Annotated in this window: 13 protein-coding genes; 10 read left to right on the plus strand and 3 right to left on the minus strand. The window is 72.7% G+C overall.

The genetic code is table 11. The annotated features are described in order from the left end of the window. Window positions 1-70 precede the first annotated feature (70 nt). A complete protein-coding gene (locus tag ACFVVU_RS11870) occupies window positions 71-772 on the plus strand; it encodes an NAD(P)-dependent oxidoreductase (RefSeq protein ID WP_380685483.1) in 702 nt (233 codons plus the stop codon). A 105-nt stretch (window positions 773-877) separates the two neighbouring features. Here the strand turns inward: ACFVVU_RS11870 and ACFVVU_RS11875 are convergent, their stop codons facing one another. Further along, entirely contained in the window at window positions 878-1,339 is a 462-nt protein-coding gene (locus ACFVVU_RS11875; RefSeq protein WP_387789503.1) for a hypothetical protein, read from the minus strand. Window positions 1,340-1,645: 306 nt separating this feature from the next. On the opposite strand from ACFVVU_RS11875, the gene ACFVVU_RS11880 reads away from it, so the two are divergent. From ACFVVU_RS11880 to ACFVVU_RS11905, 6 genes are all read left to right on the plus strand, one after another. Continuing rightward, complete coding sequence (locus ACFVVU_RS11880; RefSeq protein ID WP_355368467.1) at window positions 1,646-2,101, plus strand: peptidase inhibitor family I36 protein; 456 nt, start codon at window positions 1,646-1,648, stop codon at window positions 2,099-2,101. A gap of 115 nt (window positions 2,102-2,216) precedes the next feature. Continuing rightward, a complete protein-coding gene (locus tag ACFVVU_RS11885) occupies window positions 2,217-5,984 on the plus strand; it encodes an endonuclease/exonuclease/phosphatase family protein (RefSeq protein ID WP_387789505.1) in 3,768 nt (1,255 codons plus the stop codon). Between the two features lie 235 nt (window positions 5,985-6,219). Further along, window positions 6,220-6,588 (plus strand): DUF6508 domain-containing protein, encoded by a 369-nt coding sequence (locus tag ACFVVU_RS11890; protein ID WP_387789506.1) that lies wholly within the window; start codon window positions 6,220-6,222, stop codon window positions 6,586-6,588. A gap of 153 nt (window positions 6,589-6,741) precedes the next feature. Beyond that, window positions 6,742-7,299 carry a sigma-70 family RNA polymerase sigma factor gene (locus ACFVVU_RS11895; protein WP_387789508.1) on the plus strand — a complete coding sequence of 186 codons (558 nt, stop codon included), beginning with the start codon at window positions 6,742-6,744 and terminating at the stop codon, window positions 7,297-7,299. 25 nt (window positions 7,300-7,324) lie between these two features. Next, window positions 7,325-7,426 carry a hypothetical protein gene (locus ACFVVU_RS11900; protein WP_387789586.1) on the plus strand — a complete coding sequence of 34 codons (102 nt, stop codon included), beginning with the start codon at window positions 7,325-7,327 and terminating at the stop codon, window positions 7,424-7,426. Window positions 7,427-7,572: 146 nt separating this feature from the next. Further along, window positions 7,573-9,393, plus strand: a complete 1,821-nt coding sequence (locus tag ACFVVU_RS11905; RefSeq protein WP_387789509.1) for a CocE/NonD family hydrolase — start codon at window positions 7,573-7,575, stop codon at window positions 9,391-9,393. Window positions 9,394-9,461: 68 nt separating this feature from the next. On the opposite strand, the gene ACFVVU_RS11910 is transcribed toward ACFVVU_RS11905, so the two are convergent. Next, window positions 9,462-10,160, minus strand: coding sequence for a response regulator (locus ACFVVU_RS11910; RefSeq protein ID WP_387789588.1), 699 nt, complete (start codon window positions 10,158-10,160; stop codon window positions 9,462-9,464). Next, the gene (locus tag ACFVVU_RS11915) at window positions 10,160-11,395 is read right to left on the minus strand and encodes a sensor histidine kinase (protein ID WP_387789511.1); all 1,236 of its coding nucleotides are present in this window, start codon (window positions 11,393-11,395) and stop codon (window positions 10,160-10,162) included. The genes ACFVVU_RS11910 and ACFVVU_RS11915 overlap by 1 nt, the downstream gene beginning before the upstream one ends. Window positions 11,396-11,542: 147 nt before the next feature. Here ACFVVU_RS11915 and ACFVVU_RS11920 point away from each other — a divergent pair, with 147 nt between their 5' ends. The 3 genes from ACFVVU_RS11920 to ACFVVU_RS11930 all read left to right on the plus strand — a co-directional run bounded on the left by ACFVVU_RS11920 (window position 11,543) and on the right by ACFVVU_RS11930 (window position 14,756). Continuing rightward, window positions 11,543-12,688, plus strand: coding sequence for a serine hydrolase domain-containing protein (locus ACFVVU_RS11920; RefSeq protein WP_387789512.1), 1,146 nt, complete (start codon window positions 11,543-11,545; stop codon window positions 12,686-12,688). An 88-nt stretch (window positions 12,689-12,776) separates the two neighbouring features. After that, a complete protein-coding gene (locus ACFVVU_RS11925) occupies window positions 12,777-13,853 on the plus strand; it encodes a hypothetical protein (protein WP_387789514.1) in 1,077 nt (358 codons plus the stop codon). A 33-nt stretch (window positions 13,854-13,886) separates the two neighbouring features. After that, window positions 13,887-14,756 (plus strand): DUF3592 domain-containing protein, encoded by an 870-nt coding sequence (locus ACFVVU_RS11930; protein WP_387789515.1) that lies wholly within the window; start codon window positions 13,887-13,889, stop codon window positions 14,754-14,756.

A 14,756-nucleotide genomic window follows, 5' to 3' on the forward strand; every position in this document is an offset into this window, starting at 1 on the left:
CAGGCCTGAGGAAACGCTGCCCCGATCCGCCGTTTCGGCCTTGACCGTGGCATGAACCAAGGGGAGAACCATGCACATCGGCATCATCGGAGCCACCGGCACCATCGGCAGCCGGATCGTCACCGAGGCCCTCGGGCGCGGACACCGCGTCTCGGCGTTCAGCCGGGACGCCTCCGCGATCACCGACCGTCGCGAGAACCTGAGCTGGGCGAGCCTCGACGTCCTGGACCCGGCGGGCGTCGCCGCCGTCCTGCCCGGCCTGGACGTCCTGATCAGCGGCTTCCAGCCCGGCAACGCGGCGAAGGACTTCGCCGACACCGTCCGGCGCTCGATCGCCGACCCGACCGTCTACGCGGCCGCCGCCCGGTCGCTGCTCAAGGCGCTGGAGAGCCACCCCCGCACCCGGCTGATCGTCATCGGCGGCGCCGGCAGCCTGGAGATCGAGCCGGGCGTCGTCCGCGCCGACCACGACGAGCTCCTGCACGCCGCGCTGGACGAACTCGGCCTGCCCCGCGAGTACGGCGCCGCCGTGCGCGGCCACCGGGAGGCGCTGGACGTGCTGCGCCTGTCCAACCGGCTCTGGACGTACTTCAGCCCCGCCGAGCAGATCGGCCCCGGCGAGCGCACCGGCCGCTTCCGGATCGGCGGCGACCAGGTCGTACTGGACGCCGACGGCCGAAGCCGGATCTCGGCGGAGGACGCCGCGGTCGCGCTGGTGGACGAGGCGGAACTGCCCCGCTTCGTCCAGCGCCGGTTCACCGCCGGCTACTGAGCCGACGACGGCCGACGGGCCGACGGGCCGCCGGGCCGCCGGGCCGCCGGCAACCACCGGGCCGGACCCGGCCGCGCCGCCGCACGGCCGGTCCGGTTCCCCGGATCAGGGGAAGGCGGGAAGGGCCGGGTCGAGCACAGGCCCGTCCGGGACGAGGACGGGCCCGTCCGGGTCGGTCACGGGCCCGGTCGGGATGACGGGCCCGGTCGGGACGTGGACGGGATCGATCGGGACGTAGTTCGCGTCACCGGCGAAGAAGATCTGCGCGCCGGTCGCGAGGGTGGTCGGCGCGCTGAGACAGAGCTTCAGCTGGGTGACGGCGAACGGCCCGCCGCCGACCCAGTAGTTGACGTTGTACGCGGCCATACACTGCTGCTTCCGCGAGAGCTGCAGCATCGAGGGGTTCGACGGCAGGATCGTGAAGTCGGGTGCGGGTGCCACGGCGGTCACGGGTCCGGGGTCGGTGGCGGGCCCCTGCGCGGCCTGCGCGGTTCCGGCGGCCAGCGCCAGCAGCGGGGCGAGCACCGCCACGGTGGCCACCGCGGAGACCGATCGGCGAAGACTCATGGGACGAACACTCCTTCGGGGGAACGGAATCGGCGGCGCCCGGCACCCGTTCGGCGACGGACGGCCTGGACCGAATCCTCGCTGTCCCGACCGGTGCGGCGACATCCCATGTTTCTGGGCCGTTTCCCGCCGCGACGTGTCGCCCCGTCAGGTGCTCGGCAGTCCGCAGTCATTTGACTGATGCCGCCGCCTCCCCCGCACGGGCAGTCTCGTGGTGCGGCGAGCCCGGCCCGGGGCCCGCCGCGCACGAGTACTGTCACCCGCCCGCGTCACAGCCGTGGGCAGACCCCGAAAGCGAGTTCCACCATGGCCCTCAAATCCTTCAAGCTGGCGACCACCGCCGTCGCGGGCGCGATCGCCGGGGCGATGATGTTCCTGTCGGCCGCGCCGGCCTCCGCCGCCAACCCCCCGTACGACGGGTGCCCGGGCTGGGCGCTCTGCCTCTACCAGAACAGCGGCGGCACGGGTTCGAAGGCGATCGTGACCCCGCCCCCCGCCGGCAGCGGCAGCCTGATCGTGCGGCTGAACCAGGTCCACTTCCTGAACGGGGTCCTGGCCGACAACCAGGTGTCCTCCTGGATCAACAACTCGCAGTGCTCGGTCGAGTTCTGGGACGACCCCTACGGCGAGCTGCACCCGTCCCAGGTCGACTACGCCCAGGCCTGGAGCTGGGGCACCAAGGGCGACTACGACGCGGGCGGCTCCGACTACTACAAGAACGACCGGATCTCCAGCCTGCGGTTCGGCTGCTTCAACAACTAGCTAGTCGTCGCCGGTCCGCGGGCACCACTCCCGGCGGACCGGACCGTCCAGCACACCGCCCCCGTCTCGTCCAAGGAGCCGGGGGCACTTCTGCGACCCCCCGGAACGAGGTCCCGTGAAACGTCTACGACCATCGGCCGCGCTGCTGTCCGGCCTGCTGCTCTCCCTCACCCTCCCGGCGCTCGCCCCGGCGGCACCGGCCTCCGCGGCCCCGGCCGGCTCCGTCACGGCCGGTCCCGGAGCCGAGGGCCCGGACCTGAGCTACGCCAACCGCACCGGACCGGCCCCCGGCATGCCCGACTGGTCCCGGGTGGGCTTCCGCGGCGGCCGGCCGCTGCCCGGCGACGGCGACCTGACCACGAACGCCGATTGCCGCATCACCCCCGACCGGCTCGCCTCCCAGTACGGCGTGCGGGCGGACGACGGCGCCGACGACACCACCGGCCTGCAGCGGGCGATCGACGACATCAAGGCCAACTGCTCGCCGGGCGCCAACTTCAACAGCCTCTCGCTGATCTCCCTGCCGGCCGGCCGGATCGACGTCTCCCGGCAGATCTACGTGGACGCCGACTTCCTCGTCCTGCGCGGCCAGGGCTCCGGCGCCGGCGGCACCCGCCTGGTGTTCCGGCCCGACGTCAACACCCGCTACGACACCCTGGTCAACGGCCGCTGGGACCAGGACAGCATGAAGGCCGGCAGTGGCAGCGACGTCGGCACCGGCGGCTGGATCTGGCCGGGCCGCGGCCTGTTCCGGGTCCAGACCCGGGACATCGCCGAGCGCTACCAGGACGACTGGGCCGCCGCCCCGGCGAACCGCAAGGACATCTTCGAGGGCAGCGTCAACCAGCACTGGGCCTCCGGCATCAAGGTCGCCGCCAAGACGGCCGACCCGGGCTGGGCGGGCCGGCAGGGCCAGGACGTCGTGCAGCTGGACCCCAAGGCCGACATGAAGAAGTTCTCCCTGGGCGGCTACGTCTGGGTCGGCGCGGCCAACAGCGTCAAGTTCTACGAGCAGCAGGGCGTCTCCGACCGCAGCCAGATGGACAACCTCCACATGCGGCAGCAGATGTTCCGGGTCAACGCGATCGACGCCGCGGCGAAGACGGTCACCCTGGACCGCCCGCTGGAGTGGGACCTGCCGGTCGACTCCACCTCGGACGGCTCCACCCCGCTCGGCGACAAGCCCTACGCCAGCAAGGTCACCCCGCTGAAGGTGGTCGAGGGTGTCGGCTTCGAGGACTTCGCCTTCACCCAGGACATGAACGGCCTGCCCAAGCTCGGCGGCGGCACCTACGACCTGACCCCCGCCCAGGCCGTGCACAACTACGGCAACATGGCGCCCGAGTACGCGATGCACGGCATCGTCTTCAAGTGGGCCGCCAACGACTGGGCCCGCGGGCTGAAGGCCGAGATGACCGGCTCGCACCCGATCGTCACCGAGGACGCCCGCAACGTCCAGATCGAGCGCAACAGCTTCGACGGCGCCTGGAACAAGGGCAAGGGCGGCAACGGCTACCTGCGCGGCAGCCGGGTCTGGGACTCGCTGTACGCCTACAACCTCAGCCGCAACCTGCGCCACTTCACCTTCCAGTGGTCGGCCAGCGGCAACGTCGCCTTCCGCAACGACCTCGACTCCGACCTCAACCTGCACGGCGGGTGGGAGCACAACAACCTGTTCGAGCAGAACACCCTGCGCGTCCCCTACGAGCACCGCTCGGGCAGCTGCACGACCAACTGCGGCGGCGAGGGCGGCGAGATCGACGAGGGGACGTGGTACCCGGTCTGGTGGGCGGCCGGCCCCAAGGCGGTCAAGTGGTCCGGCTCCTCGGGCCCGCAGAACGTCTTCTACGACAACACGATGGTCAAGCAGACGGCACCGGGCGGACCGTACGTGCCCTACACCCCGTACGGCACCCAGTCCGGCACCGCCTTCCAGTTCGGCTCCGCCAACGGCTCCCCGAGCACGTTCCAGCCGCTGAGCCAGGGCGGCCAGGCGATCCCGGACTGGACCGGCCGGGAGACCCTCGACTTCACCGGCCAGGGGGTCGTCCCCGCCGACGTCGGCAAGCGGCCGTCGCTGTTCCTGCGGGACACCGGCGGTGATCTCGACCCCCGTGCGGGCAACCGCCGCACGATCGCCACCTGGAACATGCAGGGCGCGGGCACCGGCGGCGGGACGGGCGAGGACTCCTCCGCCTACGAGAGCAAGTACACGCTGGGGGTGAACCAGCTGGCACGGCAGAACCAGGCCGACATCATCGCCCTCCAGGAGGCCGGTGCCCCGCCGAGCGGCGCCGGGTTCGAGCAGGACATCCCGCAGAACCCGCCGGTCTTCTTCGACTGGGCCGGCCGCACACCCCCGGTCCGCGAGTACCGGTACGGCGGAACGGGCGCCAGGCCGCAGGGCTACCTGTACTGGCTGCACACGGACACCGACCCCAACACCGACACGGGCCGGGTCAACCTGGCCATCCTGAGCCGTACCCGGGTCCAGCCGCAGGACGTGTACGTCATCGAGGCGGGGCGGGACAACGGCTTCACCGGCCGGCCCGCGCTCGGCGTCAACGTCGACGGCGTCGTGTACTTCACGGTGCACGGCCTCTCGGGCAGCGGCAACGACGACCCCGGGCTGCTGCGCAACATCCGGCAGCGGATGGCCACCGCGGGCCCCAACCAGAGCCCGCTGCCCTGGATCGCCCTCGGCGACTACAACCGCGCGCCGCTGCCCCCGGCCAATCCGAACGAAGCGGACAGGTCGCTGGCCACCGCGGTCGCCGGCGAGTTCACGGTGCACGCCCCCGCGCTGCCGACCCATCCGACCGTCCGGCGCCTGAACTCGAACACCCCGGACCGCGTCCTCGACTACGTGGCCGTTCCCGTCGGCAACACGAACCCCAGCGTCCTGGGAATGAACCGGGTCGGACAGATGCTGCTGTCGGACCACTACCCCGTCGTGATGGAGGTCGGCAACCTGCCGAACCCGCCACGGTCCCAGACCGTGACGGTGCCGGTGCAGAGCCCCGCCGTGCTGCGCAACGCCGCCACCACCAACGTGGCCGCCCCCGGCAGCAGCACCCACGCGGTCAGTGACCAGCCGATCAACCCGGCCGGTATCCAGACGCAGGTGTTCAACCTGTCGCCCGACCCGGAGTACAGCGGCTTCTACCGCCTGTTCCACGCCAACGCGCCCTACGCCGGCCGCTACCTCGGCCAGGAGGGCGGAGCCCGCGACGCACGGACGGTGCTGTGGCCGAACGCGGCGCTCGACCAGCTCTGGCAGCCGGTCCCCCAGGGCGACGGCACCTGGACCCTGCAGAACTACGTCACCCGCCAGTTCCTCACCGACCTCGGCCCGGGCCTCGGCATCGTGGCCCGTGACCAGGACGGCTCGGCCGCCCAGCGCTGGTTCCTCCAGGACCCCCAGGAGAGCACCCGGCTCACCGAGATCGTCGCGACGGACTCCGGCGGCTCGGCCCCGGCGCTCTCGGTCGACGACCTGGAGGTCGCGCCCTACCCCGTCTACCTGGCCCCGGACTCGCACGGGAACCACCAGCGGTTCAGCGCCATCTCCGCGGGCCCGGACGGCGCCGACAACTGCGTCTACCTCGTCTACGGCCGCCAGTACGTCAACTCCACGGCGGCCCACCCCCAGGCCCCGCAGAACGGCGACTACGTCACCATGGGCGCCTACCGCCCCAATGACAACGGCTACCTGTGGTGCAAGACCGACGACGGCCCCAACGGAACGCTGCTGTCCAACTTCGCCAGCCCCTACGACCACCTCGACCTGACCCGCAGCACCCTGGTCGACACGGTCACCATCACCCGCCCCGGAGCCGCCACCGCCCGACTCCACTGGCTCTTCCGCACGGTCACCCAGTGACCGGATCCCCACGGTGAGCCCGGCCCCCCGCACGAACGCGGGGGGCCGGTCCGCTTCCCGGGCACGACCCGTTCGGACGGCGCACGACCCGACCGCACGGCGTGGCGGCGCCCCTCCCGCCACCGCACTCGTAGCCTCCCGAGTGTTCCGGGGGTTCCTCCCCCATTCACGCCCATCGAGCGAGCCCGAGGTGAACGGAGCATGGCCCCGACCCCCCTGCGCGGAGGATCCCCCGATGCCTGAACTGACGCCCGACACCGCCCGCGAGATCGTCGCGCTCTACCACCGCGCGGAGCGGGAGCCCGGGGCGGCGCCGCCCGCGCTGGGCATGACGCCCGTGGAGGAGTTCGCCGTCGGGGCCTCGGCGCGCGGCCTGACCGAGCCCGGGTTCGACTGGATGAACTGGGCCCCGTACCAGGACGGCCGGATCTCCGACCCCGAGTTCATCGCCTCGGCCGACGCCACCACGCTTCGCCGGATCGCCACCGCCCACCTGCGGCTCGACCGCTTCGCCGGCGGCCACCTCGAAGCCGCCGAGGAGAACGGGATCCTCGGCGCGGTCGTCGATCGTCTGGAGCAACTGGCGGACAGCGACGCGCTGTGACGCCCGGACGCCGCCCCGGCGCCGTCCGGGCCGGCGCCCGTGAGAGGGTCGTCCCCGAGGGGCGGGGGGTACTCGGGATGTCGGACGGGGCGGTGGGCGTGGACGGCGAGGCGTTCGCCGCGGCGGCCGAGCGGTACCGGGTCGGAGCTGCGGGTGCACTGCTACCGGATGCTGCGCTCCTACGACGAGGCCGAGGACCTGGTGCAGGAGGCGCTGCTCCGGGTGTGGCGCTATCGTGCGAGCTTCCGGGGACGCTCCTCCCTCCCGGCCTGGCTGTACCGGATCGCCACCAACGCCTGCCTGGACTTCCTCGACCGGCATCCTCGGCGGCCGAAGCCCGGCGGGGGCGGCCGGCCGGCCGAGGTGGCCTGGCTGCAGCCCTTCCCGGACCGGCTGTTGGAGCCGGTGGCCGCCCGGGAGGCGGAACCGGAGGCGGTGGTCGTCGCCAGGGAGACCGTCGAGCTGGCCTTCGTGGTGGCCGTCCAGCACCTGCCGCCCCGCCAGCGGGCGGTGCTGCTCCTGCGGGACGTGCTCGGCTGGTCCGCGGTGGCTCCACGGCCGCCGAGTTCACCGACCGGGGCCGGTCCTGACGAGCGCGGGCGACCGGCCCTGCGGGCGCGGTGGCGCCGCGCCCGAAGGGCCTCCGGGTCAGCCGATCAGGGTCTCTTCCAGCCAGGGGACGATCACGGCCCGGGCCGTCGAGCGCGGTGAGCTCCCGCCGGGCACCGACACGGCACTGGCCCTGGAGCTGCTCTGCGCCCCGCTCCAGACCCGCGCCCTGCTCGGCCCCGCCCGGTCGGACCGCACCTGCCGGAGCGTCTGGCGGACCCGGTACTGAACGGCCTGAGGGCGCGGAGTCAGCTCCCCTCACTCGTTCGAGTGCAGCTGACGGCCCTTCGGTTTCCGGCCCTCCCCTCGGGTCCATGATCCGCCTGGACGGCGCCCCCATCGGGCGTCCCGACCTTCCAGGAAAGGGCAGTTCACATGACCACTGAGGGCGGAGAGCCGACCGCGGCGATCACCGATGCGACACTCGCCGACATCGCCGCCAACGGGATCTGGCGCGGCGCGAGCCTCGACATCAACCCGGCGGTGCTCGCCGTCGCCCGGGCTCTGCTCGCCGCCCTCCAGGGCACGGCCCCGGCCGCCGCGCTCCCCGAGGACCTGCGGAAGCTGGTGGAGCAGATCCTGCGGGAGGCCGGGGTCACCTTCCCGCGCATCCCCGTGACGGAGGAGGTCAGCCTCTCCGCGTTCGCGATCGAGCAGAAGACCTCCGAGCCGCGCCCGGTCGTGATCGTGCCCGCCGGCTGGAACCCGTACGGCTGGCTGCCGTTCCTGGTCGGCTACCTCTCCCTGGCCGCCCGCGGCTACCACGTGCTGGCGTACACCCCCCGGGGGTTCGGCGCGCCGGGCGAGCTCTACAGCTCCAACGGCTTCATCGGCGTCGCCGGGCGGGACGACTGGGAGGACGGGTCGCTGGTGATCGACCACGCGGAGGGGCTGTTCTCCCCGAGCAAGGTCGGGTTCCTGGGCCTGTCCTACGGCTCTGGGATCAGCCAGCTGGTCGCCGCGCACGACCAGCAGAACCGGGTCTCCGCCGTGGCCGCCCTGAGCACCTGGGGCAACCTGGCCACCAGCCTCTACGACCACGGCACCCGGCACCTCAAGGCCGTGGAGCTGCTGATCAAGTTCACCGGGGCCGAGGAGGGCAAGGAACACGAAAGGTTCGACGAGGAGACCTGGCGCATCCTCCAGAACTTCCTGGCCGGCCGGGAGATGGAGGAGGTGGTGCGCTGGGGCCACGCACGCTCCCCGGAGACCTACGTCGACCTCACCAACTCCCAGGGCGTCCCCACCTTCTACTCGAACACCTGGCACGAGAGCCTGTTCCCGGCCGGCGAGGCGATCGCCACCTTCGAGAAGCTCACCGTCCCCAAGCACCTGAACCTGTGGATCGGCGACCACGGTGCCCCGGAAGGCCTCGGCATCACCGGCTTCCCGAGCGGCACGCCCTTCGTCGGCTCGCTGACGCCGACGCTGGAGACCTTCGCCTGGCTCGACCACCACCTGCTCGGCAAGCCCACCGAGGTGCCGGACTGGCCGGTGGTCAACAGCCAGGTGATGTTCACCTACGACACCGCCCCGGCCATCGGCGGCGGCAGGCGGATCACCAAGGCGGCCCGGCGCGAACCCCTCGATTCCTGGTCCGAGGCCACCACCGGCACCGAGGCCTGGTACCTGAGCGGCACCAACGGCAACGGCGACGGAGCCCTGTCCGACAAGCCGTCCGCGGGCTGGAGCCGCACGTTCACCGCCGGGAGCGAGACCAGCGCCACCGCGATGGACGACATCATGGAGACCGGGCAGAAGGAGTGGTTCGGCAACCCGAAGGCCTACGACCCGGCCGGCTTCGAGCGCGACCGGCTGCTCGTCTGGTCCACCGAGGCGCTGGCGGGCGGGCGCCGGATCCGCGGCGCCGCCACGCTCCGGCTCGCCGTGGGCGTCGAAGCGGGCGACGCCGCGTCCCTGGTCGCCTACCTCTTCGACCTCGACCCGGACGGCTCCGCCCGGATCATCACCCACGAGCCCCTCACCGTCACCGGTCTGAGCGCCGGCACGGAACGGACCGTCGACTGGACGCTCCAGCCCGCCGCCTACGACCTGGGCGACGGCCACCGGCTCGCCCTGGTCGTCAACAGCCGCGACCGGCTCTACTCCTTCGTCGGCGGCGAGGGCGGCACCGGCAGGACCACCGTCACCTCCCTGAGCAGGGAGGAAGCCCTCCTGAAGCTGCCGCTCGGCTGAGCGGCACGACCTGGAACAGGAGCGGCCGGTCGGTTCGGGGAGCGACCGGCCGCTCTCCGCGCGGCGGGTCAGCCGGCGAACCCCGGCACCACCAGGCCCGACTCGTACGCGATCACCACGGCGTGGGTCCGGTTCTGCGCGCCGAGCTTGGTCAGCACGTTGCCGACGTGCGTCTTCACCGTCTCCAGGCTCACCACCAGCGACTGCGCGATCTCCGGGTTGGACGAACCGGTGGCCATCAGCCGCAGCACCTCCTCCTCCCGTCCCGTCAGCGCGGCCTTCGGCAGCGCCTCGGCGGAGTCCAGCGGGCGGGCGGCGACCATCCGGCGCAGCGCCGCCGGGAAGAGGATCGCCTCCCCCGCGGCCACCACCCGCACCGCCTCGGCGATCTGCCGGACCGGGAGCCGCTTGAGCACGAAGCCGCTGGCCCCGGCGCCGAGCGCGGCGGTGACGTAGCCGTCGTTCTCGAAGGTGGTGATCACCACGACCTTCGGCGGTTCGGCGCATTCGGTGGACCCGGCGGCCAGCAGCTGCCGGGTGGCCTCGATCCCGTTGAGGCGCGGCATCCGCACGTCCATCAGGACCACGTCCGGCCGCAGCCGTCGTGCCTGCTCCACCGCCTCGATGCCGTCGGCGGCCTCTCCGACCACGGTGATCCCCGGCTGTGCCGCGAGCAGCATGCGAAGTCCGCTGCGGGTGATCTCGTCGTCGTCCGCGATCAGCAGCGCTACACGGTCGCCGCCGGGGCCGGTCGCCTCCGGGTGGATCACGCCGACACCCGTACCGGCAGCCGGACCGCCAGCCGCCAGTGCTGCGGCCCGTCCGGCCCGGCCTCGAACTCGCCGTGCAGCAGCCGCACCCGCTCGGCCAGCCCGGGCAGGCCGTGCCCGGACGTCGGGAAGGCCCGCTGATTCCTGCCGGTGGCCACCGCCCCGGTCCGGTTGACCACGCGGAGCTCCAGCGCGTCCGGCCCCGCCACCACCCGGACCTCGATCGGACCGCCCGCCCCGTGCCGCAGGGCGTTGGTCAGCCCCTCCTGGAGGATCCGGTACGCCGCCCGGGAGACCGTGCCCTGCACCTGCGCCCACTCGCCCGACAGCTCCGGTTCCACCATCGCGCCCGCGTGCCGCAGCCGGTCCAGCAGTTCGGGCAGGTCGGCCAGGGTGCGGACCGGCGCCGTCCCCGCCTCCTCCTCGCGCAGCACGCCCAGCACGTAGTCCAGGTCCTCCAGCGCGGCCCGGGTCGACTCCTCGATGCTGCGCATGGCCGCCCGCGCCGCCACCGGGTCCACGGCGAGCACCTCGCCCGCCACCGCGGCCTGGATGGTGGCCGCCGTCAGGGTGTGCCCGATGGAGTCGTGCAACTCATGGGCCAGCCGGTTGCGTTCGGCCAGCAGCTGCTCCCGTTCGGCCGCCAGCGCCAGCCGCTCGGCCGCCGACGGGCCCAGCAGCCGGGGCGCCGTCCACCGCAGCACGCCCGTCACCACCCCGCACACCACCGCTGCCAGCAGCAGGCAGCCGGCCGCCGCCGGCCAGCTCCACCAGCCGTCCGCCAGATCCGTCGACCGGTCGAACAGCTTCAGCCGCGCCGTACCGCCGAGCCAGTTCCCCGGCAGCGACAGGCCCAGGAGCAGCAACAGCCCGGCCGTCGGAGCGCCCGTCCACCCCAGCGCCACGAGCAGCACCAGCCAGACCGGGGTCCGCAGCCGGTCCGCGGCGGACCGGCTGCCGGCCGCCGGATCCGGCAGCGGCACTCTCAGCGCTCGGCGGGCGGACACGATCAGCACCCGCCGTGTGGTGCGGGCCAGGCCGACCAGGCCGAGCAGCAACGACCAGGCCAGCAGGGTCAGCACGGCCTGCACCGCGTACGGAGCCGAACTCCACAGCAACGCCGGCAGCGTGGCGAACGGCAGCAGCGGAAGGCTCGCCAACGCGCCGCAGAGGGCGAACAGCACGCCCGTGTACGTGGAGCCGCTCAGCAGCGGCCGGGTTCCCCTGATCATGATCGCCAGTATGGGCGGGCATCTCGCCGGGGGCCTCCCCCGATCGAGGGATCGCGCTTTCCCGCCTTTCCGCGATGTGCGCCGCGGGCCCCGGATCCCATGATCGTGCCGCTACCACTTCTCCCAGCGATTCCCAGGAGTTGACCCATGCGTGAGCAGTCGAGGCTGAGGCTTCGTTCCCTGTCGGCCGCCGCCGCGGTGGCCGTCGCCGCCCTGACGGCGGGTGTCCTCGCGCCGCCGGCCGCGTCCGCCGCACCCGCCGTCGGCCGGCCCGACACCGTGCAGCGGGGTCTCGACGCGCTGGTGCGTGACGACGGCCTGCCCGCCGCGCTGGCGAGCGCCAAGGACCGTACCGGCCGCACCCGCACCTACACGGCGGGCGTCGGCGACCTGGCCACCGGCGCAAAGGTGCCCGGGGACGGCCAGGTCCGGATCGGCAGCAACACCAAGACGTTCACCGCGGTGGTCGCGCTGCAGCTGGTCGGCGAAGGGAAGGTCGACCTCGACGCCGACGTCGACAGCTACCTGCCGGGCCTGGTGCGCGGGGACGGGATCGACGGCCGGCACATCACCGTGCGTCAGCTCCTCCAGCACACCAGCGGACTGCCCGAGTACGAGGGCTACATCAGCGAGTCGGAGATCCGCAGCCGCTACTACGAGCCGCGCGACATCCTGGACATCGCCTTCCAGCACAAGGCCGACTTCGCGCCCGGGGCGAGGTTCGCGTACAGCAGCACCAACTACGTGCTGGTCGGTCTGATCGTCCAGAAGGTCACCGGCCGCCCGATCGCCGAGGAGATCGGGCGGCGTGTGCTCCAGCCCCTCGGGCTGCGGCACACCTACTTCCCCACCGCCGGCGACCGGACCGTCCGGGAAGCCCACCCGAAGGGGTACTACCGGGAGTCGGCGGCCGAACCCCTGCGCGACATCACGGAACTGGACCCCTCGGTGGCCTGGGCGGCGGGCCAGATGGTCTCCACCAACGCCGACCTCAACCAGTTCTTCGCCGCCCTCCTCGCCGGCCGCCTCCTCCCGGCGGCCCAGCTCGCCCAGATGCGCACCACCGTGCCGATCGGGAACAGCGGCGCCGGCTACGGGCTGGGGCTGATCAGCCGCCCACTGTCGTGCGGCGGGGTCTACTGGGGGCACGGCGGCGACATCCCGGGCTACGAGACCCGGGGCGGAGCGACGGACGACGGGCGCGCCGTCAACATCGCGGTGACCACCGTCCCCACGGACGAGGCGGTCACGGCGCACCTCGAAGACGTCGTGGACACCGCCCTCTGCCGCTGAGCCGCATCGCCCGCACAGCAGCGTGGCCGGCCGACCCGACAGTCTTCGGGTCTGTCGGCCGTCACCCGTGACGTGCACAATCAGCCGTATGACGATCACCGCGGTCGCGCCACCCACGCACACCAGGCCTGCCGGCCTCGCACGGGGATTCCTGACAGGTGGCGTGACCGGGGTGTCGCTGACCGCGTTCATCAGCGGATGCGTCGTCGGGAAGGCACCGCTGATCATCATCGGCCTGGTTCTGCCTGCGGTCTACGGCCTGGTCCTCCACCTCTGCACCCTGCCGCGCCGCTCCCGCGAAAAGGCCGTTGCGCCGCGCACGGCGCTCGCGATGGTCGAGAGCCTGGAGGCCGTCGGGAGCGACACCAGTGATGTGCCGGTGCGGTTCGAGCTGACCGTCGCACCGGACGACGCGCCGGCGTACCGCGTCGAGATCCGACAGGGCATCAACCTCGTGGAGCTTCCCGACTACCGCCCGCGCGGGATCGTGGTGGTCGAGTACCCGCCGGACCGGCCGTGGGAGTGCCGGATCGTGAAGCGGCCGACGCCGGCCTGGGAGGAACGGGCGGCCGGCGCGTACCTGGACTCGGCGCCCGGTCCGGTCATGAAGGACGATCCCCCGACGGGCCGTGCCGGCGGGTTTCTCACTCTTCTCGGCCTGCTGCTCGGCGTGGGCGCCGTGCTCCTGCTCTTCCGCGCCGACCTGTTCGGCCCCGACGCGAGCAGCACCGCCCCGAAGCCGTCCGCTTCCACCTCGTCCACGACCACCGTGACATCGGCGACCGGCACGGTCACCCTCGGTCCGGGCCGGTCGATGCTCGATCACGGCGAACTTCGCAGGGCCGTGGAGTCGTTGACGCAGGACGGGGAGACGCGCCAGGCACTCACCGTCGTCGTGCAGGACCGGCTGCTGACGGTCGTCTTCTCCCCCACCGGCGTGCGGACCTCCGGGTTCGACCCGCGTTCGCTGCCCTTCGATCGTGTGGCCGCGCTGGTCGAGGAGGCCAGGAGCACCCTCGGCGTCGATTCCCCGCGCAGCTGGCAGCTGACCGCCGACGGCGTCACCGGCTCGCTCGCGCTCAGGGTCGTGGTGACCGGTGACGGCGGCACCGGAAGCCTGGAGGCGGACGGGCAGGGCACAGTACTCCGGCGCAACGGCAGTTGACCGGATCGGATCGGATCGGCCGGAGGAGAGCGCATGGGGTGGCACGAGTCACTGGTGCTGTGGTGTGCGGTGTGGGGTGCGGCGGCGGTGACCGGGGCCGGTATGTCTCTGGCCGGCGTGACCAAGGCGCAGCGGACCGTCCGGCTCACGGCGCGGATCGAGCGGGTGCGGGTACCCCGGCACGGTGGGTCCCGGGACGGCGGGATATCGGTGGTCGTCTCCTATCGCGACCCGGCCTCCGGGCAGGACATCGTCGTGACGAACGACGGTGAGCGCGGCGAGATGATCACCGTGGCGTGGGAGGGCCGGGAGGTCGGGCTCAACCATCCGCGGGGCAGACCGCACGCCTACCGGTTCTCCAACGTCCCCGAGAAGCCCACGCGCGGGCTGGGCCGGCCGAGCTGCGCGGCCTTCCTGGTCTACGTCGGGCTGGTGGTCCTCGCCGCGGTCGACTGGGGGTGGCCGTGGGCGCTGATCGGTTCCGGCGGGCCGTTGGCGCTGCTCGGTGCCGTTCAGCTGCCCGGGGCGGTGCGCGCCGGGAACGACCGCCTCGGCAGGCTGGCCACGATGGAGACCGCACCGGGGCGGATCGTCGCCGTCCTGAAGGACGTCACCGTCGACGAGGACGACGGCCACACCAGGACCACGATCACCCCGGTGGTGTCGTTCGTCACCCGCGAGGGCGCCGTCGTCACGGCCCACTGCACGTCGAACCTTCCGGACCCCGCCGGCGCGTACGGCCGTGATGTCACGGTCCACTACACGGCTGCGGACCCGGCCGAGTTCACCCTGGACCCGGCCGCGGAACGCCGCTCGGAGAAGTGGGACGTGAGGATCCACGCCCTGGTGATCGCCGTGCTCGCGGCAGTGGCCGTGGCGGGCGTGGTGTTCCTCCGGGCCTGA

The organism is Kitasatospora sp. NPDC057965 (assembly GCF_042887135.1).
In the GTDB taxonomy this organism is placed as follows: domain Bacteria; phylum Actinomycetota; class Actinomycetes; order Streptomycetales; family Streptomycetaceae; genus Kitasatospora.

Excerpts from the sequence above, each read along its gene's own strand:
- ACFVVU_RS11870 (WP_380685483.1), top strand. The coding sequence starts at position 71 with ATGCACATCGGCATCATCGGAGCCACCGGCACCATCGGCAGCCGGATC.
- ACFVVU_RS11875 (WP_387789503.1), bottom strand. The coding sequence starts at position 1,339 with ATGAGTCTTCGCCGATCGGTCTCCGCGGTGGCCACCGTGGCGGTGCTC.
- ACFVVU_RS11880 (WP_355368467.1), top strand. The coding sequence starts at position 1,646 with ATGGCCCTCAAATCCTTCAAGCTGGCGACCACCGCCGTCGCGGGCGCG.
- ACFVVU_RS11890 (WP_387789506.1), top strand. The coding sequence starts at position 6,220 with ATGCCTGAACTGACGCCCGACACCGCCCGCGAGATCGTCGCGCTCTAC.
- ACFVVU_RS11905 (WP_387789509.1), top strand. The coding sequence starts at position 7,573 with ATGACCACTGAGGGCGGAGAGCCGACCGCGGCGATCACCGATGCGACA.
- ACFVVU_RS11915 (WP_387789511.1), bottom strand. The coding sequence starts at position 11,395 with ATGATCAGGGGAACCCGGCCGCTGCTGAGCGGCTCCACGTACACGGGC.
- ACFVVU_RS11920 (WP_387789512.1), top strand. The coding sequence starts at position 11,543 with ATGCGTGAGCAGTCGAGGCTGAGGCTTCGTTCCCTGTCGGCCGCCGCC.
- ACFVVU_RS11925 (WP_387789514.1), top strand. The coding sequence starts at position 12,777 with ATGACGATCACCGCGGTCGCGCCACCCACGCACACCAGGCCTGCCGGC.
- ACFVVU_RS11930 (WP_387789515.1), top strand. The coding sequence starts at position 13,887 with ATGGGGTGGCACGAGTCACTGGTGCTGTGGTGTGCGGTGTGGGGTGCG.